The organism is Acinetobacter sp. YH12120 (assembly GCF_013418795.1).
In the GTDB taxonomy this organism is placed as follows: Bacteria; Pseudomonadota; Gammaproteobacteria; order Pseudomonadales; family Moraxellaceae; genus Acinetobacter; species Acinetobacter towneri.
This window is the reverse complement of the sequence record NZ_VPBI01000019.1, coordinates 1-20,071: the sequence shown is the minus strand read 5'-3', so window position 1 is coordinate 20,071 and position 20,071 is coordinate 1. Positions and strand designations below refer to the sequence as shown.

Below are 20,071 nucleotides of genomic sequence, written 5' to 3'. Positions count from 1 at the left end.
GAGCATGGCCGATGTTGCAACGGTTAGTAAAAATGTCAAACAACAGCATCCGCAACTGAAATTAGACAATATTCAAGCCACAGAAATGAAAGGTATTTACAGTGCCTCTATGGATGGTCAAGTGGTGTATTTGAATGAAGATGCACAACATATTTTGGCGGGTTCAATGATTCGTTTAAAGGATCAGCATAACTTAACCAAAGATTTATTGATCCAACAAAACAGTGTCGATTGGAAAAAGTTACCGTTACAAGATGCAATCAAAAGTGTGCGAGGTACGGGAAAACGTCAGATTGCGATCTTTTCTGACCCAAATTGCCCATATTGTAAACAGCTTGAGGCTGAACTGAAAAAGCTGGACAACATTACAATCTATACCTTTATTTTGCCGTTAAAAGCGCAATCTGTTGCGCCATCTAAACAGGTGTATTGTGAGAAAAACCCTGCTCTTGCTTGGGAAAACCTGATCACAAAAGCACAATTGCCTACAAGTCAAAGCAGTTGTGCCAACCCTGTGGAGCGCAACATTGTTTTAGCGCATCGTTTAGGTGTAAACGGTACGCCTGCGATTATTTTCTCGAATGGCTTTAAAGTTATGGGAGCATATCCTGCGGCACAAATTGAACAGATTTTTAAAGAATTTGGTCTTTAAGAACGGCTAATTTTTTATCTGATATTGGCAACTAAAATTGTGTAGTGTGTATCGGAGCAAACCTGAAATTTGTGATTGCGAAGTAGATATAAAAAAACCGCCTCAATTTTTAGGCGGTTTTTTTATTGAGAGAGAAGATGTTTGACTGAAAAATTACAGTCGTTAATACAGGATTTAAGCACGCGATTTTTTCATGAACGTATTATAAATAAATAGAATAATCAGCGCACCAATGATGGAGGCAATAAAGCCTGCGGCAGAACCATCACCGTACAATCCCATCATACGCCCTGCATAGGTTGCCAATAAAGACCCTGCAATCCCAAGTAAGGTGGTGACAATAAACCCTGCTTTGTCATCTCCAGGATGAATCGCACGGGCGATTAAACCTGCAATAAAACCCACCACAATTGCGACAATTAATGACCACATGAGCAGCTCCTTGTTATCTTTGTTTATGTTTTACATCATGTTTCAGACTTATTTTTGCTGAAAAATCCCAAGGAAAATAGTCGAATAATGCTACAGCATGTTGTGTTTTTGTCCTGTTAGATAGATGAAATGCAAATTTTAGCCATAAAAAAAGTGATCTGAAACGATCACTTTTTTTAAGCGAGGCGTGTTTGTTTTATAAGCCAATTTCGCCAATAAACGGAATATGACGATATTTCTGGTCGTAATCTAAGCCATAACCGACAATAAACTTATCTTCAATTTCAAAGCCCATGAATTTAACTTCAAGTTCAATTTCACGGCGTGATGGCTTGCTAATTAAGGTACATAGCTCAATTGAATTTGGCTCACGGGTTTGCAAAATTTCCATCACTTTATTTAGGGTGTTGCCCGAGTCGATAATATCTTCAACCACCAAGACATCTTTACCGCGAATTTCACCATCCAAATCTTTTAAAATTTTCACATCACGCGATGACACAGTACCTCCGCCGTAGCTGGATACAGTCATAAAATCCAGTTCATGCGGCTTTTGAATGGTGCGGCATAAATCTGCCATGAACAATACAGAACCACGTAATAAGCCAATTAAAACCAACTCTTTGTCGCTATTGGCATAATGAGCATTAATTTTTTGACCAAGTTCCTGAACTTTTGTCTGGATTTCTTCTGCAGAAATCAAAACCTGCATTTCAACTGTCATGGGTAGATACCTAAAAAGCAAAAATAAAAAAGGTGTTGACCTGCAACACCCCAAAATATGCCCTAATTTTAATATATCTTGCGCGATGTTGCACGTGCTTGCATGGTTAAAATAGCATCATTTTTGTGCTGAGTGAGAATCTGTGCGTAACAACAAGGCACAACCGAGTATCAGCATTGCCCATCCGATGGGTTTTATATACGAGGGTTGCGTAGGTTTAGCCACCTGCTGCTGAGTTTTGATCGGGTTGGTAGTAGGCACGTTGTCCATAAATATAGGTCGCATGAATATTACGGTCATCTGCTAAAGTAATGAGGGCAAATAATGCATCTTCAAGATGTTTGGAACGTTGTTGTCGTAAGCGTTGTAAAGCGGTGGCATTTAAGTCCAGCACCACAAAATCGGCTTCTTTGCCTACCTTAAAATTCCCCAGCTTATCGTCTAAGTCCAAAGCTTTGGCAGCACCTAATGTGGCGTGATACAACGCTTCAAAAGCAGAGAGTTTTGCCCCTTGCAGTTGTTGTACTTTATAGGCTTCATTGAGGATATGCAGTACATTAAACGTGGTGCCTGCGCCAATATCTGTACCTAAACCGACCTTCACCTGTCGCTCCCAAGTTTTATGCAGCGGAAATAAACCGCTGCCCAAAAATAAATTGGAGCTTGGACAAAAGGCAATTGCAGAATCGGTATGATGCAGACATTGCCATTCATGTTCTTCTAAATGCACGCAATGCGCAAAAACCGAACGTGAACCTGTTAAACCATAGTGATGATAAACATCTAAATATCCATTTTGCTCTGGAAATAATTGTTTCACCCACGCAATTTCATTGTGATTTTCACTTAAATGGGTATGTACATAAACATCGGGATATTCGGCTTTGAGTTGCCCTGCCCGCGCCAGTTGCTCAGGGCTAGAAGTCGGTGCAAAACGTGGCGTAATCGCGTAGAGATTACGTCCTTTTCCATGCCATTTTTCAATCAACGCTTTAGAGTCTGTATAGCCTGAGTCTGCACTGTCACACAATGCTTCAGGTGCATGCCGATCCATCAGCACTTTACCTGCAATTAAACGCATTTGATGTTGTGCTGCCGCTTCAAACAACGCATCTACCGATTCAGGATGTACCGTACAAAACACCAAAGCTGTGGTGGTGCCATTTTTCAGTAATTCCTGCACAAAAAATTGTGCAATCTGATCTGCATAGGCTTTATCTGCAAATTGCAGTTCAGTCGGAAAAGTATAAGTATTCAGCCATTCCAGTAATTGTTCACCATACGCGCCAATCATTTCAGTCTGTGGAAAATGAATATGGGTGTCGATGAAGCCAGGCACAATGAGATGGTCAGGATAATGATGGAACTCTGTGTTGGCGTTTAGCTTTGCCTGCCCTTCTTGCCATGAACCAAACCACTGAATTTTGCCTTGTTCGCAAATTAACAAGCCATCGTCTACATAACGGACTTGTTCTGAAATTTGATCGGCTTGGCTGGTACAGTTTTTGAAATCAAGAAAGCGACCACGAATTGCGGTGCGTTGTACAGGAGATGGCATAAAACAACCTACATTTTTCATTTTTCAAGAGATTGTACCTTAAATGTAGCTTGCAGCAGTACGATAAAATTTATCGTACGGTAAATTAAAACTTGGTGAAATGAATACAAAAAGCCTTCTCGAAAGAAGGCTTGCAACGATGGTGGGGACTGTTAAATTTTATAATGTGGTTTCATGGTGTTTTCGACTATGTCGAATTGATAACCACGCAGTGATTGTCAGCACAAGTACAATAAAGCCGAGTGAAATCCAGATAGGCATGTGGAATACATCTAACATCAGCATTTTAAAGCCAATAAATAGTAAAATTAAACCCAGTCCATACGGTAAATAATGCATTTTAGTGGCTGCGCCTGAGAGCAAGAAAAACATGGCACGTAAGCCCAAAATAGCCATAAGATTTGCAGTGAGTACAATAAACGGATCGGTAGTCACGGCAAAAATTGCAGGGATAGAATCCACGGCAAAAATAACGTCAGATGCTTCGACCAAAATTAAAACTAAAAATAATGGCGTTGCCCAAAGTACACCATTTTGGCGCACAAAAAACTGATCTTTTTCCAGTGTTGGGGTAATACGCATGTGTTTGCGTAGCCATTTCAACAACGCCATATCTTCAATATTGCTGGCTTCTTGCTCTGGACCTTTTAAGAATTTAAAGCCTGTGTAGACCAAAAATGCGCCAAAAATATACAAAATCCAGGAGAATTCTTGTACAAACCAAGCTCCAATAAAAATAAAAATGGTTCTGAGAATAATTGCGCCCAGTACGCCGTAGAGTAAAATTTTACGCTGTAAGCCCGGTGGGATGGCGAATGCGGCGAAGATCATCAACCAAACGAATACATTATCAATCGCCAGTGATTTTTCCAGCAAATAACCCGCAAAGTATTCCATGACTTTGGTGTTGGCGACTTCTAGCCCAACGCTGTGTTTAAGATACAGCCATAAACCGCCACCAAATAAAGCTGCCACACTGACCCAGGCGATACTCCAATACGCAGCGGTTTTGACTTTGACCGATTCGCCTGCTTTTTGTTTAAAGCCTAAGAAGTCAATGGCGAGCATGACTGCAACAATTGCAAAAAAGACCAGATATAGCCATAAATTGCCGATGGATTCCATACAATCTCCACATCCAACAACTGGCCACAAAAAAACCTTGACCTGTTGTCAGATGATTTCAAACATCTGTAACAACATGATCAAGGTCTTGCCTACATAGAGCGGACTTGTATCAACAAGTATGTGCACTATGCTCAGCGTCCGACTTTTTGCAAAGTGTAATGACGAAACGCTGACACGTTAAAGTTATATTTTAACGCTTGGAGGAGGCTACTCCCCTTGTTCAACATAATTTGGGATTAGGACGCTGCCTAAATCTGCGTAAAGAATTACATAATTTTAAGTGTTGTGCAATTTATTCTGTATGGTAAATCACTTTAATTTGTACAAATTCAGCACAATATTTCGTAAAGAGTGTGGCAAATTGAAAAAATAGATTTAGTTTGATAGGTGGACTTATGCAAATTCAACATCAAGAAACCCAACGCGGTGGCGAGTTTTTTATTGAACGAGATGGTCGGCATATCGCTGAAATTACTTATCAATATCAAGATGATCACACTATTTTAGCAGATCACACTTGGGTCGATCTGACATTACGAGGTCAAGGGGTTGCCCGTCAGCTATTAGATATTTTGGTCGCCTTTGCACGTGAAAAGCAGCTAAAAATTGTACCCGTGTGCTCTTATATTGAGACGGCTTTTGAAACAGATACACAATATGCTGATGTCGTGGCTTAAAAGTCTTTCTACGTTGAAATAATCTAATGTGTTGGTATTAAAACAGCATGCAGACTTCGTCTGTCGTGCAGTCTAAAATTTTCTTGAAAATATTATAAAAGCCCAAAAAAGCCAATCCACAGCGCGTAGATTGGCTTTTTTGTAACATAGTTAAGCCAAGATTATTCGTAATTAATCATCACTTTCATGGCATTTTCATCTGAAGCATGTTTAAACACATCATAGGCTTTTTCAAATTCAGAGAATTTAAAATGGTGCGTTGCCAGTTTTTCTAAAGGTAATTTGCCTGAACAGCAGGTTTTTAACAGCATACCTGTCGTATTGGTATTCACCAAACCCGTAGTGATGGTCAGGTTTTTAATCCAGAGTTTGTTTAACTCAAAATTTACCGACTTACCATGTACGCCCACATTGGCAATATGTCCGCCCTCTTTCACGATATTTTGGCAAATATCCCAAGTGGCTTCGACACCTACAGCTTCCATGGCACAGTCTACCCCGCGACCACCTGTAATCTCTAAAATACGTTGTACCGCATCTTCTTTGGCAGAGTTAATGGTATGGGTTGCACCCAACTCTTTTGCCATCGCCAAGCGGTTATCGTCCATATCGACTGCGATAATTTGTGCAGGAGAATAGAACTGTGCGGTAAGCAGACAACCCATGCCAATTGGACCTGTACCCACAATGGCAATGGTATCACCAGGTTTAACATTGCCGTATTGCACACCAATTTCATGTGAAGTTGGCAATACATCAGACAAGAAAACCGCAACTTCTTCATTTAAACCTTCAGGCAGCAAATATAAAGAAGTGTCTGCAAATGGAGTACGGACATATTCAGCATGAGTACCATCAATCATATATCCCATGATCCAACCGCCTTCATTTTGGCAGTGTGCATAGAGTTGTTTTTGACAGTTTTCACAAGTACCACAACGGCTGACACAAGAAATAATGACCTTGTCGCCTTTTTTGAAATTTTTGACTGCCGAACCGACTTCTTCAACAATCCCGATACCTTCGTGACCTAAAATACGGCCATCAAATAGCCCTGTCTTGGCAACTGCAGTGTCTTGAATTTCTGGGTTTTTACCTTTCCAAATACCTAAGTCAGTACCGCAAATGGTAGTTTTGGTGAGACGAATCACGGCATCTGTTGGTTGTAAAATTTCTGGACGTGGGCGTTCTTCAAAACGAATATCATTGGCGCCGTGGTAGACCATGGCTTTCATTGTTTTTGACATTGTGACCATCCTTCTTAGTAATAATGATGAAAGACATCCAGCAGCCAACCTGTAGCAACCGTCATGCTCGCAGGATGTAATCTTTTTAAAGTAACAGGTCAAGATGACAAGTTCATGAGCAGTATTGTTGCTTTTAATAATTATAATATATAAATTTATAATTAATATAAAAATCCCCTATTTTTTGCCAAAAACAGGGGATTTTTTTTGAAAGAGTTTTAAATCAGTTTAAGCGATTTTAAGCCGTGTGTTGCAACGCTTGAATGAGTTTTTGATGTAAACCACCAAATCCACCATTTGACATAATCACCACTGCATCGCCCTCACCTGCTTGGCTCACGATTTTTTGAATAATTTCATCCAAAGTATTGGCCACCACCGCATGATTGCGAGCAGCCGCAACCACAGGCTGTAAATCCCAGTCTAAACCTTCAGGTTGATACCAAATTACAGCATCGGCCAAACGTGCTGAATCTGCCAAGCCCTCTTTATGACTGCCCATGCGCATGGTGTTGGAACGTGGTTCAATAATCGCCCAAAGCTTACGCTCACCCAAACGCTTACGTGCGCCGTCCAGTGTGGTTTCAATTGCGGTTGGATGGTGGGCAAAGTCATCATAGACTTCAATGCCGCGTATGGTGCCTAATAACTCCATACGGCGTTTCACCCCACCAAAATTGGACAGCGCTGCACATGCGGTTTCAATTGCAACCCCAACATGCTCTGCTGCGGCGATGGTTGCCAAGGCATTGGCGACACTGTGTTGCCCAGTCATATTCCAGCGCACTTCACCTTGTAGCACACCATTTTTCAGAACTTTAAAATGTGAACCATCTGCTGCAAGTTGTTCTGCATACAGTTCCGCTTGTGGATCTGCATTGAGCGAAGTACGTAGCACAGGTGTCCAGCAACCCATTTCTAACACTTCATCAATATGGGTTTCTGTAATTGGGGCAATAATGCGCCCTTCACTTGGGATGGTACGCACCAAATGATGGAATTGTTTTTGAATTGCGGCCAAATCATCAAAAATATCGGCATGGTCAAATTCAAGGTTATTTAAAATGGCGGTTTTAGGATGGTAATGTACGAACTTGGAGCGTTTATCAAAAAACGCAGAGTCGTATTCATCGGCTTCGACACAGAAATACTTGCCTGCACCCAAACGTGCACTTTCACTAAAGCCTAAAGGAACGCCGCCAATTAAAAAGCCCGGTTCTAAGCCTGCCTGATCCAATACCCACGCCAACATGGTGGTGGTGGTGGTTTTGCCGTGCGTGCCTGCAACGCCCAGTACGTGTTTGCCTTGCAAGACATGATCGGCCAAAAATTGCGGGCCAGAAATATACGGTAAACCTGCATTCAGCATGTATTCAACCGCATCAATCCCACGTTTCATGGCATTGCCCACAATCACTAAATCTGGATGCGGTTGTAAATGGCTGCGGTCATAACCTTGCATTAAGGTAATGCCTGCATTTTCCAGTTGAGTCGACATCGGTGGATAGACGTTTTGGTCTGAACCTGTGACGGTATGTCCTAAATCGCGGGCCAAAAGTGCCAATGAGCCCATAAATGTGCCACAAATACCCAAAATATGCAGATGCATTCCGCCTTACTCCACTGCTTTTATAGACACATCACGTATTTTTGTGCTGTTGTCGTGATTAACTTGATTTGAAGCAACGATAGCAAGGGTTTTGGCGAAAAGATAGTGATTCTTGTATCTCATTTCAGGGATTTTTCAGCGCTGAATCTGCGCCAAAGGATGTAAAAAATTGCTGCTCTTGCATTTTTTATGGCAAATAGCTCGTAAAATAAAACTGAATTTTTAAGATAGTACGACACAATGTCTTCAGCACTTTTACTTTTGGTGATTGCAAACTGTTTTATGACCTTGGCGTGGTATGGTCATCTCAAGTTTTTACCACATGATGCTCCGCTGTGGCAGGCAATTTTATTCAGTTGGGTGATCGCCCTATTTGAATACAGTTTGATGATTCCTGCTACCCGTTTGCTGGCGCAGCATGGCTGGGCGGTAGGTCAAATGAAAATTACCCAAGAAGTTGTGACTTTATTGGTGTTTGTACCGTTTATGATTTTTCTGTTTAAGCAACCTTTTAAACTGGATTATTTATGGGCAGCCTTATGTTTATGTGGTTGCGTGTATTTTGTATTTCGTGCGCCTTAAAGACGAGTTTTAGCTCGCTTGAATAGCTTTAGGTTCACCTATTTTGTTTAACTGTTTTCAATTCTTTAAAATAACCCGATAAAAATAATCAAAAAAGTCGGTTGAGTCGCCGTGTTCAATTTTAACAAGTCGAAAAATCAGTCTATAATGTGGAGTTCTTATTCAAGCTTGGCTTTCTCGCCTGAATTTCTCTTTCCTTAGTTTCGTTTCTGGAATATTTGTAATGAACGCGGCCGCTGCACAAGACGCTCCTCTCGTTGGAATTATCATGGGTTCTCAATCGGATTGGGCAACTCTCGAACACACTGCCAATATGCTGAAGCAGCTTGGTGTCCCATTTGAAGCGGAAGTCGTTTCTGCACACCGTACCCCAGATCGCTTATTTGAATATGCTGAGCAAGCGCGTGATCGTGGCATTCAGGTGATTATTGCAGGCGCTGGTGGTGCCGCACACTTACCAGGTATGTGTGCAGCTAAAACTGATTTACCTGTTTTAGGTGTGCCAGTGAAATCTTCAATTTTAAATGGTGTCGATTCATTACTTTCAATTGTGCAAATGCCTGCGGGTATTGCGGTAGGTACATTGGCGATTGGTCCTGCGGGAGCAACCAATGCGGCAATTATGGCAGCCCAAATTTTAGGTTTAACCCGTCCAGAGATTGCACAAAATGTTGTCAATTTCCGTGCCGCGCAAACTGAGAAAGTTTCAAGCAACAATATTCCAGGTCAGGCTTAAGCGGGACAATTACTATGGATAAGACCATCGGTATTTTTGGTGGCGGTCAATTGGGTCGCATGATGGCACAAGCGGCTTTACCCTTAAATATTCAATGTACCTTTTTTGAAGCCAGTCCAGATTGCCCAGCGGCAACCTTGGGTCAGGTTTTTGCCAGCAAAAGCGAAAATAGCCTACAAGATTTTATACACAGTGCCGATGTATTCAGCCTTGAGTTTGAAAATACTCCGTTGGCTGATGTTGATGTATTGATTAAGCACAAAGACTTGCATCCACCACGTCAGGCTTTGGCAATTGCCCAAAACCGCTTGCTGGAAAAAGGCTTATTTGATGAATTGGCGATTCCTGTTGCGCCGTACCAAGCCGTCAACTCGCTGGAAAGTTTACAGGCTGCTGTAGCTGAACTCGGTCTGCCAATTGTGCTAAAAACCGCAACAGGCGGCTATGATGGCAAAGGTCAGTTTGTACTGCGCAGTGCAGATCAGATTGAACAAGCATGGGCAGAACTTGGCCCTGCAGGCAGCTTGATTGCAGAAAGTTTTGTTACTTTTTCACGTGAAGTATCTATTATTGCGGTGCGTGGTCAAAATGGTGAAGTAAAAACTTGGCCATTGGCAGAAAACCATCATCACAACGGTATTTTGTCGCATTCGATTGTCCCTGCACCAAACAGCGCAGACTTACAGCCTGTGGCGCAAGACTACATCACTCGCCTGCTCAATCACTTAAATTATGTTGGTGTATTAACGCTAGAGCTATTTGTCACTGACAAGGGCTTGTATGCCAACGAGATGGCACCTCGTGTGCATAACTCAGGTCACTGGTCAATTGAAGGCGCGGTGTGTTCGCAGTTTGAGAACCATATTCGTGCTGTAGCAGGTTTACCGTTAGGCTCAACTGAAGTGGTACGTCCAACGGTGATGGTCAATATTATTGGTCAGCATCCCAAAACTGAAGATGTGTTGGCATTGAATGGCGCACATTTGCATTTGTACAATAAAACTGAGCGTGAAGGCCGTAAAATTGGGCATATTACTTTAATGCCGAATGATGCCGCTGAATTGACAGATTTATGCCGCCAATTGGCAAAAATTTTACCAAATCCATTGGCGCTCAGTGCTGATATGAGCTTGTAAATTTAAAAATGACACCAAAGCGCTCATCACGATGAGCGCTTTTTTATACTTTCACGTTTTTATTCTGCCTATTTTTAAGGTGTTCTACCGTTAATCTGTCTAGGATTGACGCTGTAATTTTAGGTTGATTAAGATAGATCAGGCTGAATAAGCAACCATCACCGTAGCAAAGCAATACTTAAAATAAAAATGCGCACAAGTCTGATGGGAAACAGATGATAATTATGAATTCAAAACTTTAAATTCAAATAGCGCGTTTTAAATTTAAAGCGATGCTTCAACTTTGAATTTAAATATCAGAAATGAATTTAAAGATAGATCTGCAGTTTTGAATTTAAATAAAGTAGCGGTTCTTTTGATCTTTAAATTTAAAAAGCTACTTTTAAATTCAAAGCAATACATCGTAAATATGCAGTGAATGTCGTGTTTTGTGGGTAACTTGGGTTGGTTTAATTTGAATTTAAACTTTTAAATTTAAAAGTCTTATCATGTGTTGTGATTTTGAATTTAAAAATGTGAGATGCTGTACTTGTGGATAAGTGTTTTAAATTTAAAACGAGAAAATGAATTTAAAACTGTGTAAATGAATTTAAAGTTACAGATTTTCATCTGATCTCTGTGGCTGAAGGTGTTATGGTAAAGCCAAGATTTAAATTCAAAACACATTAAAGGGTATTATGCATCGTTTCGCTGTGATTTTTGCGACAGCTGCAATGGCAGCTACTCAGGTTCAGGCAGAACTGATTATCAATGGAAAATCTGTCACCGTAACACCAACGGTCAGTACATCTGCAAATTTTCAACCACAAAACCATTTTCAAAGTTGTTTGGCCAATTTACGCAGCCAAGCCATTGCCAAAGGGGTGAGTGGCAGCAGTTATGATCGCTATACTCAAAATCTCAGTCCAGATTATTCAGTCATTGAGCGTTTAAATTACCAACCTGAATTTTCTACGCCAATCTGGGATTATCTCTCAGGCTTGGTCGATGATGAGCGCGTGCAGGCAGGACAGCAGAAATTGGCACAGCACCGTGATGTGCTCAATCGTGTTGCAGCAGCCTATGGCGTACCTGCAGAAACCGTAGTGGCGGTTTGGGGTGTAGAAAGTAACTTTGGTGCGATTTCAGGATCCTATCCATTATTGCAAGCGCTAGGTACCTTGAGCTGTGAAGGACGCCGTCAAAGCTATTTCCGAGGTGAGTTTTTTACCACCATGCGTTTATTGCAACGTGGTGATGTCACTGAATCACAATTAAAAGGCTCATGGGCAGGGGCGTTTGGGCATACTCAGTTTATGCCATCGACCTATGATGAGTTGGCGGTCGATTTTGATGGTGATGGTCGCCGTGACTTAGTATCTAGTATTCCAGATGCTTTGGCTTCCACCGCTAACTTTTTAAAACGTCGCGGCTGGCAAACAGGGCAGCCGTGGGGCTTTGAAGTCAAAGTGCCTGCAGGCATGTCTTTGAGTGGTGAAGGGCGACGCAATAAAAAATCCCTCAGCAGTTGGGTTAATCGTGGGTTGACTCGTGCAGATGGTTCGGCATTAATTCAGGGCAATTTATCGGGCAGTAGTCAGGCAGGCTTGATGGCACCTGCAGGTGCGAATGGCCCTGTATTCTTAGTGTTTAGAAACTTCGATGCCATTTATAGCTATAACGCAGCAGAAAGTTATGCCTTAGCGATTGCGCATTTATCAGATCGTTTAATGGGGCAGTCTGCATTCCGCACCGCTTGGCCAACCGATGATGCAGGTACATCCCGCGCAGAACGCCGTGAAATTCAACGCTTTTTGTTAAGCCGTGGTTATGACATTGGTGAAGTGGATGGTTTAATTGGCGACAAAACCCGTCAAGCGATTCGTCAGGAACAGACTCGACTCGGCTTGGCTGCAACAGGTCGGGCAGGGCAGCAAATTTTAAGAGCGTTTCGTAATGAAGCGGCCAAACAAATGATGCAATAAGTTGTTGTGATTGCATTAAAAAGGTCTGCAAATGTGCAGACCTTTTTAATTTTTGTCTTAAAACAGGGGATTAAGGTTCAATTTTCACTGCTTCAAGCAAATCAAAAATCACAGTCGTGACATCTTGGCTTAATTCTTTGTTATTAAAAATTTCATAAGCTGAAATGGTGATGTCGGTATCACTTGGCAGCAAACGCTGTTCTTCTTCAATCAGGTGTTCAATTGGTAATAAGGTCTGTCTAACCTCAAGATGCAAAATATCTTTGTATTCAATATTTTCATCTTCAAGTTCAATCACTTGCTCATTAAAATACGGCAATAAAATCGAGTGGAGACAAGGTTGAAGCTCAACAATATCAAAAATTTCGATATCACGGCTTTGTTCAATCGTGCTGATGTGGTCATTTACTTCAATCAGGATATGGTAGTAACTCACATGAATCTCCACAGATCGTTCAGGGTTATACAGAGCCTTCACAATAACATGAAATGAGTAAATTTGCTGCCTTTGCACGTGTAATGGATATGCAACTATCGTACAGGGTGAGGGGAGTTTTGTGTTTTAGTCACTTCAGTTTGCCAGATTGCTCAATGCCGTGCATGGAGTAAATCGAGATCGGCAGGGCGCAGTTGGAAATTCTGCAACTGCTGATCTTTTAGCATTGGATACATTAAGGCATAAGGGTCGTTATGGTGTGCTAAACCCAAAGCATGACCAAATTCATGCGCCAAAGTTAGACGTAAATCATCTTTAGATTGAAACTCATAAATCCGAATGGCCTGACCATCAAAGCTGCCTTTATCAAATAAACGTGGTTGAAAACGTGCATTAAATTGCTGGATGGATACATCAATGTCTTGATTAAGTTGATTGAGGGCATCGACTTGTTGATTGAGCTGGTTAATTTGCTGATTAAATTGCGCTATTTCGTGTTCTAAACTCCACATGTGTTGCTGGATTTCTTGTTTTTTGGCTGCAAAAATTTCCTGTTGCGAAGGATGTAGCCCACCACTTTGGTTAATTTGCTGTACTTGACGATTGTATTGTTCAAGTTGTTGTTCAAATAGCATTTTTTTTGCATCAAGTTGTTGATTTTTATCTGCAATTTCTTGTTTTAGTGCTTGAATATTTTGGTTTTGATTGTTCCAGTGTTGTTGGCGTTGTTCAATGGCTGTAAGTTGTTGTTGGCGTTGGTTTGATTCATCTTGACGTTGATCATAAATCAAGTGAATGGCGAGCTTGGCGTTCGGGTCATATACAAAATAATCTTGTCCCGTCCCTTGTTTCCAAATATGGGTGGCTTCCTGACTCAGTTGTAGTAAATCGGCATGGCTTAAGCCAAAACGCGGATCGACTTCAGCAATACGATAACGTAAGCGAGTATCTAAAGGATGTTTTAAATGATCTAGTGCAGTATTGTGTCGTGTATGAGGATGTTGAATATTTTGATAAATCAGCAAGATAGAAAACAGTATGATTGCACCCAATAGAAACAAACGCATTGCTAGCGGCATCCTTTTTTGGGTTTACTGTAGCCGAAAGTAGGGCAGAAACTCAATCTATTTGCAGTTAGAGCATCATTTTATCTATTGTACTCGGTTGAGCGTCCAATTGTCTGTGCTCTTTCATTTAAATCTTGAAGTCAGTGTATGGATATCGAAAAGAAAAACCGCGCTGCAATTGCTTGCAGCGCGGTTTTTGATGTGCGTTAAAGCGACAAATTATTTTTTATCATCTTTGACTTCAGTGAATTCAGCATCGACTACGCCATCATCGGCTTTTTGACCTGCATCGCCTTGGAATGCATTCGGGTCAAAACCTTGTGCACCGCCTTGACCTTGTGCAGCTTCATACGCACGTTGCGTAATTGGCATGATGATGTTTTGAAGCGCTTCAGTTTTCGCTTTGATCGCATCTACATCATTTTCTTTAGTGCTGGCTTCAAGCTCAGTCACTGCTGTTTCAATCGCAGTTTTTTCATCGGCAGTCACTTGTTCACCAAGGTCTTTTACTGCTTTTTGAGCAGAAGAAACTAAAGCATCCGCTTCGTTACGTGCTTTTGCAAGTTCTTCAAACTTACGGTCTTCTTCAGCATTTGCTTCAGCATCTTTAATCATCGCTTCAATTTCAGCATCGCTCAAACCAGAGTTTGCTTTAATTTGAATCGATTGTTCTTTGCCTGTGCTCTTGTCTTTTGCAGACACTTTCAAGATACCGTCAGCGTTAATGTCGAACGAAACTTCAATTTGTGGCACACCGCGTGGCGCTGGTGGAATGTCACCTAATTGGAAGTTACCCAACAATTTGTTTTGTTGAGCCATTTTACGCTCACCTTGGTAAACTGAAATGTCTACTGCAGGCTGGTTGTCTGCCGCTGTTGAGAACACTTGAGATTTCTTCGCAGGAATCGTGGTGTTTTTCTCAATGATTGGCGTCAACACGCCACCCATAGTTTCAATACCAAGCGTTAACGGAGTTACGTCTAGAAGCAATACGTCAGTTTTGTCACCAGACAATACGGCACCCTGAATTGCTGCACCAATTGCAACAGCTTCGTCTGGGTTTACGTCTTTACGTGGCTCTTTGCCAAAGAATTCTTGTACTTTTTGTTGTACAAGTGGCATACGTGATTGACCACCCACCAAAATCACGTCAGAGATGTCAGAAGTTGAAAGTCCTGCATCTTGTAGCGCAACTTTACATGGCTCAATGGTACGAGCGACTAAATCAGCAACCAAACCTTCAAGTTTGGCGCGAGTCACGTTCATCACCAAGTGCTTCGGACCTGTTGCGTCTGCAGTGATATATGGCAAGTTGATTTCAGTCGCATTTGAAGATGAAAGCTCGATTTTTGCTTTCTCAGCCGCTTCTTTCAGACGTTGTAATGCCAATGGATCTTGTTTCAAGTTGAAGTTTTGCTCTTTTTTGAACTCTTCAACCAAGTATTCGATCAAGGCATTGTCAAAGTCTTCACCACCAAGGAAGGTATCACCGTTGGTTGATAACACTTCAATTTGTTGGTCGCCATCAAGGTCTGCAATTTCAATGATCGATACGTCAAAAGTACCACCACCCAAGTCATATACAGCAACTTTACGGTCGCCTTCTTTCTTGTCCATACCAAATGCAAGCGCAGCAGCAGTTGGTTCGTTGATGATACGTTTAACTTCTAAGCCTGCAATTTTACCCGCATCTTTGGTTGCTTGGCGCTGTGCATCGTTAAAGTACGCAGGTACAGTAATCACGGCTTCAGTAACTGTTTCGCCCAAATAATCTTCGGCAGTCTTTTTCATCTTTTTCAAAGTTTCTGCAGAAATTTGCTGTGGTGCAAGTTTCTTGTCATTCACTTCAACCCAAGCATCGCCATTGTCTGCTTTGATGATTTTGTAAGGCACAAGACCAATGTCTTTTTGTACCGCTTGGTCTTCATAACGACGACCAATCAAACGCTTAATTGCGAATAATGTGTTTTTCGGGTTAGTTACAGCCTGACGCTTTGCAGATTGACCTACAAGAATTTCGCCATCTTTATAAGCAATAATAGATGGAGTTGTACGTGCGCCTTCTGCGTTTTCAATTACTTTAACTTTGTCGCCTTCAAGTACCGCTACACATGAGTTAGTTGTACCTAAGTCAATACCAATGATTTTAGCCATTTGGATGTTTCCTCAAAAATTCTTTTGCAATGTTTTCACTTGTTATTCGATATGAGAGCCAATCAAAATTTTTCAAGTTGTTTAGATGAAAATTTTTTATCAACTCTCGATTTTATAAGGCTTAAGCGCCAACCATCACCATTGCAGGGCGGAGTAAGCGACCATGTAAGGTGTAGCCTTTTTGTAATACGTTGCCAATTTCATTGGCTTTTGCATTTGGATCAATCCCTACGGCTTGATGCAGGTCTGCATTGAAACCATTGGCTGTATCAATCACCACCACACCAAACTTTTCTAAAGTGGTCAGTAATGATTTCAAGGTCAGTTCCACACCTTCAGACAAGGCAGTTTTTTCATCACCATTGGCGGCAATAGCACGCTCAAGGTTGTCTACAGAATCCAATAATTCTTTAGCAAACTTTTCTAAAGCAAACTTTTTAGCTGTATCTGCTTCACGTTCTAAACGCTCTTTGGTTTTTTCCGCTTCGTAAACTGCATTGGCAGTACGTGCTTTTTCCAATTTTAGGTTTTCTTCAAGTTTGCTCAGTTGTTCTTGTAAAGACTCAACGGGAACTTCTGCTTGCTCAGTATCTTGCGCTGTTTGTTGTTCCGTCTGCTCTTGCTCAAGGTCTTGAGTTTGTTCGTTCTGCTCAGTTGCCATTGATTTACTCCGTTTAAATGGGTTTTTAAACATGTACAGTCCTTTGGCGTCAGTGCTAACTGCGTTATTGCTGAACTGCCATGGTTAGAGAAGTTCGTAATTAGCTAAGAAATCGGGGCAGGGCAGGCAAAATTCAAGCGTGCCAGTAGATTAATTTTCATTGCCATGAAATTTGGTCAAAAAAATACATTTTGAATCAAGATGTCGGCGGATGAATGAAGCAAATTAAACTTTGAAACTTATAATATTTTTTTGTTTAAAAAAGTATGGTAATAGGGAGCTGATTATTCAGCTAAACCAGTGCTTTTATTACGGAGATAGCTAAAAACACTGTTTTATCAACAGGATTCGACTGGGTGTTTGTTCACTATATTGTGCATGCGTATGATTAGAGTTTTTAAGTTTTGGTTGATTAATCGCTAAAACAGCTTAATCGAGAGTAATTATATATTTTACACAAAACCTAACACTGCTTATTCTTTGCGCATAGATGCTATATCGCTGTAGTTTCTTGTGTATTGCTAAATGTGTTTTCGGGGCTTATCTAACTTCTGAATAAGCCCTTTTTTTACCTCATTTGTTTTGCTTTGCTGCAAGACTCAATCACGATCACGTCGTTGTTCACGGTCTTTACGGTTTTCCTGCCAGCGCTTTTGTTGTGCATCACGTTGTTGTTGCCAGCGTTTACGTGCTTCCTCACGCTTTTTTTGTTCAGCTTCAATTTGCTGCTTACGCTTTTGCTCAAGCTGTTTACGCTGCTGTTCCGATAAGCGTTTACGCTGCTCTGCTAAACGTTGTCGCTCTTGTTCATAGCGTTGTTGCTGTAATTGCTGTTGTCGTTTTTGTTCCCATTCACGACGTTCTAGTTCACGTTTACGACGCTCTAACTCAACCCGATTTTTACCTTGTTGATATTCCCAACGCTGCCGATCATTGTCATACCGTCGATGATCATCATCATAGCGACGGTCATAGCGTGGCTCATATCGTCCATCGTAGTAACCTTCGTCAGGCACGACCACGCAACCTACGGCTAAAATGGCAGTTGCGCACGAAAGTAAGATCAATTTTTTTGTCATGCTCTGCCTCCTGAGCCGATGAGGTAAATTTGTCTGAAACATCAATCATAGACCGCAATAGTGTCAATGACAGCGTCATAAAAGCAGGGTAGCGTATAGGTAATTTGAATGTGTATAACGATTGAAGCACTTGTATAACAAAATGGTCACTGTGCTGTTGATCATGAAGAAATTATGAAGCGTTTAGGCAAATCATGCAGACATATAAAAAGGAACAGGCATGCAAATTTTGAATTCATCTCTCAAAAATAAATTGCACAAAGGACAAGGTGCTGCTGCACGTGCATTAAATAAGTTACCAAGTCGAGTACATCATACTTTGGCTCAAGCTTTGGGTTATCCGTATCATTATCCAGACCTTGATCCATTTATTAAATGCATGATGGCGGCACAATTAAAACAAGGGAAAATTGGTTTTATTGGTGCTGACCCTGTACAGTCTAGACAGGCATTTGATCGACAAATGCAATCTATTCTGAGCACTCCAACTGCGGTCAAACGAGTTGAAGAAATCCGTTTAAACTTAGCCAGTGGCAATATCGCAGCGCGTTATTATCATCCTGCACCACATAAAAAATTGCCTTTAATCGTGTTTTATCATGGTGGTGGTTTTGTGGTGGGTGGTTTAGACAGTCATGACGAATTTTGCCGCTTAATGGCGGTACATGCCCATGCACAAGTGTTGAGTGTGGAATATCCACTCGCGCCTGAAGCTAGTCCACAGCAGATTATTCAAGTCTGTGAAGATGCTTTGGCATGGGCATATCAACATCGTCGAGAAATGAAAATTTTAAAAAATCGCATAGCGGTGGCAGGCGATAGTGCGGGTGGTAATATTGCAGCGGTGGTTGCACAGCGTAGTGCTCATTCAGCCTATGCACCTGACGCACAATTTTTAATTTATCCAGCCTTAGATTTTAAGAGTCGCCATCCTTCATTCTTTGCTTATAAAGATGGTTTGGTGTTGACGGGACAAGATATTGATTTTGTCACCCAGCACTATGTCACACAGCATCAGGTCGCTTTGGATGATCCAATCATTTCGCCAACTTTTGGCAAATTGAAAAAACTAGCGCCTGCCTTTGTGGTCACAGCAGGGCATGACGTTTTGCATGATGAAGCTGAAATTTATGCACATAAATTACGTCAACATGCTGTCACGGTAAAATATGTAGAATATTTAGATCAAACACATGGTTTTATTAGCATGACCTTTGTGTCGCGTCGCGCCAAAAAAATCAGCATTGAAATGTGTAAAAACTTTAGAAAATTTTGGGATCGACCACGTAGCTAAACCTTGGGTTGTCTTTGTTAATCTGTTTCACGTGGAACGGTTAAACCAGAGTAGAGATTTCGGCTTCTGGAAAAGTCAGTTCGAACTCAAGCACGTAAAAACCATTGATGAAGCGTGCCTGATTAAAATCAGGAAACAAACTTGGATTCGATTGCCAAGACGCATGTTTGAGTGGGATTAATCTGCCGCGAAAAGAAGGATTAAATTGATAAGATTTCCCTTGCCATGTTTGCTGAATTTTTAAAAGCGCAGCAGGGATGTAATGACTATCAATAAAGCTACGTTGCGTATTGCATTTTTCAAGTTGAATGGCGAATTGCAAATCTGCGTGTTGTATTTTGCAACTCATCTGTCGATCTTGAATATCCCAATCAAAGCTTGCCAGTTCTTTCGGAATACCCCAAAGCTGTTGTCCGTGTTGCACAGAAGACTCAGTTGAAACAAAAATTTTAGGAATGGTAGATAAACGACGCTGCCTAAATAGAGGATGATCTAAAATCAGCAGCTCATCATAAGCGCCAATGGGGCTAGCGTTATAACGTACCCACATGACTTGAACAAGACGCCCTAAAAAAGAAGGTGCTAAGCCAAAAGGCTGTGCCAGATTTAAAAAATGCGGGCTGAGCCAATAATTTAAAATATAGGCTTCACCTTGAAGTTGCCAAGGTGCTGGACACAGTCGGATCTGATCTGAATTATTTTTATCAAATGGAGCGTAAAACTCTGTCCTTCAGGTCAGAGATATAAGCGACACGACATGAAGTGTCGTTTGATTTAACTAAGGACTATTTTTCTTGAGTTTTAATTGTTAATATAACCCCAGTTACGGATAAGCCAAAGATTTAATCACATGAATTTTAGGCTTATTCTTTTGGCAAAGTTGATACGCACATAGTGAAGAAAATACGCCTGCTAAAAAACCAGCAATCGAACGA

Annotated in this window: 19 protein-coding genes and 1 pseudogene; 7 read left to right on the top strand and 13 right to left on the bottom strand. The window is 41.3% G+C overall.

Annotation, left to right across the window (positions count from 1 at the left end):
- The first annotated feature begins 4 nt into the window (after positions 1-4).
- A complete protein-coding gene (locus FTU58_RS11295) occupies positions 5-652 on the top strand; it encodes a DsbC family protein (RefSeq protein WP_372238852.1) in 648 nt (215 codons plus the stop codon).
- A 174-nt stretch (positions 653-826) separates the two neighbouring features.
- On the opposite strand, the gene FTU58_RS11290 is transcribed toward FTU58_RS11295, so the two are convergent.
- The 4 genes from FTU58_RS11290 to FTU58_RS11275 form a co-directional block, all read right to left on the bottom strand.
- Entirely contained in the window at positions 827-1,084 is a 258-nt protein-coding gene (locus FTU58_RS11290) for a GlsB/YeaQ/YmgE family stress response membrane protein (protein WP_004969785.1), read from the bottom strand.
- Positions 1,085-1,280: 196 nt separating this feature from the next.
- Complete coding sequence (hpt, locus tag FTU58_RS11285; RefSeq protein WP_004969787.1) at positions 1,281-1,808, bottom strand: hypoxanthine phosphoribosyltransferase; 528 nt, start codon at positions 1,806-1,808, stop codon at positions 1,281-1,283.
- A gap of 217 nt (positions 1,809-2,025) precedes the next feature.
- Positions 2,026-3,366: a guanine deaminase gene (guaD, locus tag FTU58_RS11280; RefSeq protein WP_154321230.1), complete on the bottom strand. Its 1,341-nt coding sequence runs from the start codon at positions 3,364-3,366 to the stop codon at positions 2,026-2,028.
- Positions 3,367-3,525: 159 nt separating this feature from the next.
- The gene (locus FTU58_RS11275; RefSeq protein WP_104852786.1) at positions 3,526-4,491 is read right to left on the bottom strand and encodes a TerC family protein; all 966 of its coding nucleotides are present in this window, start codon (positions 4,489-4,491) and stop codon (positions 3,526-3,528) included.
- A 398-nt stretch (positions 4,492-4,889) separates the two neighbouring features.
- Here FTU58_RS11275 and FTU58_RS11270 point away from each other — a divergent pair, with 398 nt between their 5' ends.
- The gene (locus FTU58_RS11270) at positions 4,890-5,171 is read left to right on the top strand and encodes a GNAT family N-acetyltransferase (RefSeq protein WP_004969793.1); all 282 of its coding nucleotides are present in this window, start codon (positions 4,890-4,892) and stop codon (positions 5,169-5,171) included.
- 161 nt (positions 5,172-5,332) lie between these two features.
- Here the strand turns inward: FTU58_RS11270 and FTU58_RS11265 are convergent, their stop codons facing one another.
- Together FTU58_RS11265 and mpl are read right to left on the bottom strand one after the other, a co-directional pair.
- Positions 5,333-6,418 carry a zinc-dependent alcohol dehydrogenase family protein gene (locus FTU58_RS11265; protein WP_180062441.1) on the bottom strand — a complete coding sequence of 362 codons (1,086 nt, stop codon included), beginning with the start codon at positions 6,416-6,418 and terminating at the stop codon, positions 5,333-5,335.
- Positions 6,419-6,656: 238 nt separating this feature from the next.
- Positions 6,657-8,027 (bottom strand): UDP-N-acetylmuramate:L-alanyl-gamma-D-glutamyl-meso-diaminopimelate ligase, encoded by a 1,371-nt coding sequence (gene mpl / locus FTU58_RS11260; RefSeq protein WP_004969796.1) that lies wholly within the window; start codon positions 8,025-8,027, stop codon positions 6,657-6,659.
- A gap of 240 nt (positions 8,028-8,267) precedes the next feature.
- On the opposite strand from mpl, the gene FTU58_RS11255 reads away from it, so the two are divergent.
- From FTU58_RS11255 to FTU58_RS11240, 4 genes are all read left to right on the top strand, one after another.
- Positions 8,268-8,609: a DMT family protein gene (locus tag FTU58_RS11255; protein WP_019836196.1), complete on the top strand. Its 342-nt coding sequence runs from the start codon at positions 8,268-8,270 to the stop codon at positions 8,607-8,609.
- 223 nt (positions 8,610-8,832) lie between these two features.
- Positions 8,833-9,345 carry a 5-(carboxyamino)imidazole ribonucleotide mutase gene (purE, locus tag FTU58_RS11250; protein WP_004969800.1) on the top strand — a complete coding sequence of 171 codons (513 nt, stop codon included), beginning with the start codon at positions 8,833-8,835 and terminating at the stop codon, positions 9,343-9,345.
- Positions 9,346-9,359: 14 nt separating this feature from the next.
- Complete coding sequence (locus tag FTU58_RS11245) at positions 9,360-10,481, top strand: 5-(carboxyamino)imidazole ribonucleotide synthase (protein WP_104852791.1); 1,122 nt, start codon at positions 9,360-9,362, stop codon at positions 10,479-10,481.
- 677 nt (positions 10,482-11,158) lie between these two features.
- Positions 11,159-12,445: a lytic murein transglycosylase gene (locus FTU58_RS11240; protein WP_004969803.1), complete on the top strand. Its 1,287-nt coding sequence runs from the start codon at positions 11,159-11,161 to the stop codon at positions 12,443-12,445.
- A 70-nt stretch (positions 12,446-12,515) separates the two neighbouring features.
- Here the strand turns inward: FTU58_RS11240 and FTU58_RS11235 are convergent, their stop codons facing one another.
- The 5 genes from FTU58_RS11235 to FTU58_RS11215 form a co-directional block, all read right to left on the bottom strand.
- Positions 12,516-12,893 (bottom strand): hypothetical protein, encoded by a 378-nt coding sequence (locus FTU58_RS11235; protein ID WP_162164695.1) that lies wholly within the window; start codon positions 12,891-12,893, stop codon positions 12,516-12,518.
- A gap of 140 nt (positions 12,894-13,033) precedes the next feature.
- Positions 13,034-13,948, bottom strand: coding sequence for a matrixin family metalloprotease (locus FTU58_RS11230; protein ID WP_004969807.1), 915 nt, complete (start codon positions 13,946-13,948; stop codon positions 13,034-13,036).
- 219 nt (positions 13,949-14,167) lie between these two features.
- Complete coding sequence (dnaK, locus tag FTU58_RS11225; protein WP_104852793.1) at positions 14,168-16,102, bottom strand: molecular chaperone DnaK; 1,935 nt, start codon at positions 16,100-16,102, stop codon at positions 14,168-14,170.
- A 121-nt stretch (positions 16,103-16,223) separates the two neighbouring features.
- Positions 16,224-16,796: a nucleotide exchange factor GrpE gene (gene grpE, locus FTU58_RS11220; protein WP_256734016.1), complete on the bottom strand. Its 573-nt coding sequence runs from the start codon at positions 16,794-16,796 to the stop codon at positions 16,224-16,226.
- Positions 16,797-17,362: 566 nt separating this feature from the next.
- Positions 17,363-17,842, bottom strand: a complete 480-nt coding sequence (locus FTU58_RS11215) for a hypothetical protein (RefSeq protein ID WP_178867890.1) — start codon at positions 17,840-17,842, stop codon at positions 17,363-17,365.
- Positions 17,843-18,062: 220 nt separating this feature from the next.
- On the opposite strand from FTU58_RS11215, the gene FTU58_RS11210 reads away from it, so the two are divergent.
- Positions 18,063-19,136 carry an alpha/beta hydrolase gene (locus FTU58_RS11210; RefSeq protein WP_131261892.1) on the top strand — a complete coding sequence of 358 codons (1,074 nt, stop codon included), beginning with the start codon at positions 18,063-18,065 and terminating at the stop codon, positions 19,134-19,136.
- 40 nt (positions 19,137-19,176) lie between these two features.
- On the opposite strand, the gene FTU58_RS11205 is transcribed toward FTU58_RS11210, so the two are convergent.
- Both FTU58_RS11205 and FTU58_RS11200 read right to left on the bottom strand, forming a co-directional pair.
- Positions 19,177-19,821 carry an acetoacetate decarboxylase family protein gene (locus tag FTU58_RS11205; RefSeq protein ID WP_180062448.1) on the bottom strand — a complete coding sequence of 215 codons (645 nt, stop codon included), beginning with the start codon at positions 19,819-19,821 and terminating at the stop codon, positions 19,177-19,179.
- Positions 19,822-19,959: 138 nt separating this feature from the next.
- Positions 19,960-20,071, bottom strand: a pseudogene (locus FTU58_RS11200) (IS982 family transposase); the annotation flags it as partial.

Bases quoted from the DNA above. Each gene is read 5' to 3' on its own strand.
- FTU58_RS11295 (WP_372238852.1), top strand. From the start codon at position 5: ATGGCCGATGTTGCAACGGTTAGTAAAAATGTCAAACAACAGCATCCG.
- dnaK (WP_104852793.1), bottom strand. From the start codon at position 16,102: ATGGCTAAAATCATTGGTATTGACTTAGGTACAACTAACTCATGTGTA.
- FTU58_RS11270 (WP_004969793.1), top strand. From the start codon at position 4,890: ATGCAAATTCAACATCAAGAAACCCAACGCGGTGGCGAGTTTTTTATT.
- grpE (WP_256734016.1), bottom strand. From the start codon at position 16,796: ATGTTTAAAAACCCATTTAAACGGAGTAAATCAATGGCAACTGAGCAG.
- guaD (WP_154321230.1), bottom strand. From the start codon at position 3,366: ATGCCATCTCCTGTACAACGCACCGCAATTCGTGGTCGCTTTCTTGAT.
- FTU58_RS11255 (WP_019836196.1), top strand. From the start codon at position 8,268: ATGTCTTCAGCACTTTTACTTTTGGTGATTGCAAACTGTTTTATGACC.
- FTU58_RS11265 (WP_180062441.1), bottom strand. From the start codon at position 6,418: ATGTCAAAAACAATGAAAGCCATGGTCTACCACGGCGCCAATGATATT.
- hpt (WP_004969787.1), bottom strand. From the start codon at position 1,808: ATGACAGTTGAAATGCAGGTTTTGATTTCTGCAGAAGAAATCCAGACA.
- FTU58_RS11240 (WP_004969803.1), top strand. From the start codon at position 11,159: ATGCATCGTTTCGCTGTGATTTTTGCGACAGCTGCAATGGCAGCTACT.
- FTU58_RS11275 (WP_104852786.1), bottom strand. From the start codon at position 4,491: ATGGAATCCATCGGCAATTTATGGCTATATCTGGTCTTTTTTGCAATT.
- FTU58_RS11245 (WP_104852791.1), top strand. From the start codon at position 9,360: ATGGATAAGACCATCGGTATTTTTGGTGGCGGTCAATTGGGTCGCATG.
- FTU58_RS11215 (WP_178867890.1), bottom strand. From the start codon at position 17,842: ATGACAAAAAAATTGATCTTACTTTCGTGCGCAACTGCCATTTTAGCC.
- FTU58_RS11290 (WP_004969785.1), bottom strand. From the start codon at position 1,084: ATGTGGTCATTAATTGTCGCAATTGTGGTGGGTTTTATTGCAGGTTTA.
- purE (WP_004969800.1), top strand. From the start codon at position 8,833: ATGAACGCGGCCGCTGCACAAGACGCTCCTCTCGTTGGAATTATCATG.
- FTU58_RS11230 (WP_004969807.1), bottom strand. From the start codon at position 13,948: ATGCGTTTGTTTCTATTGGGTGCAATCATACTGTTTTCTATCTTGCTG.
- FTU58_RS11210 (WP_131261892.1), top strand. From the start codon at position 18,063: ATGCAAATTTTGAATTCATCTCTCAAAAATAAATTGCACAAAGGACAA.
- mpl (WP_004969796.1), bottom strand. From the start codon at position 8,027: ATGCATCTGCATATTTTGGGTATTTGTGGCACATTTATGGGCTCATTG.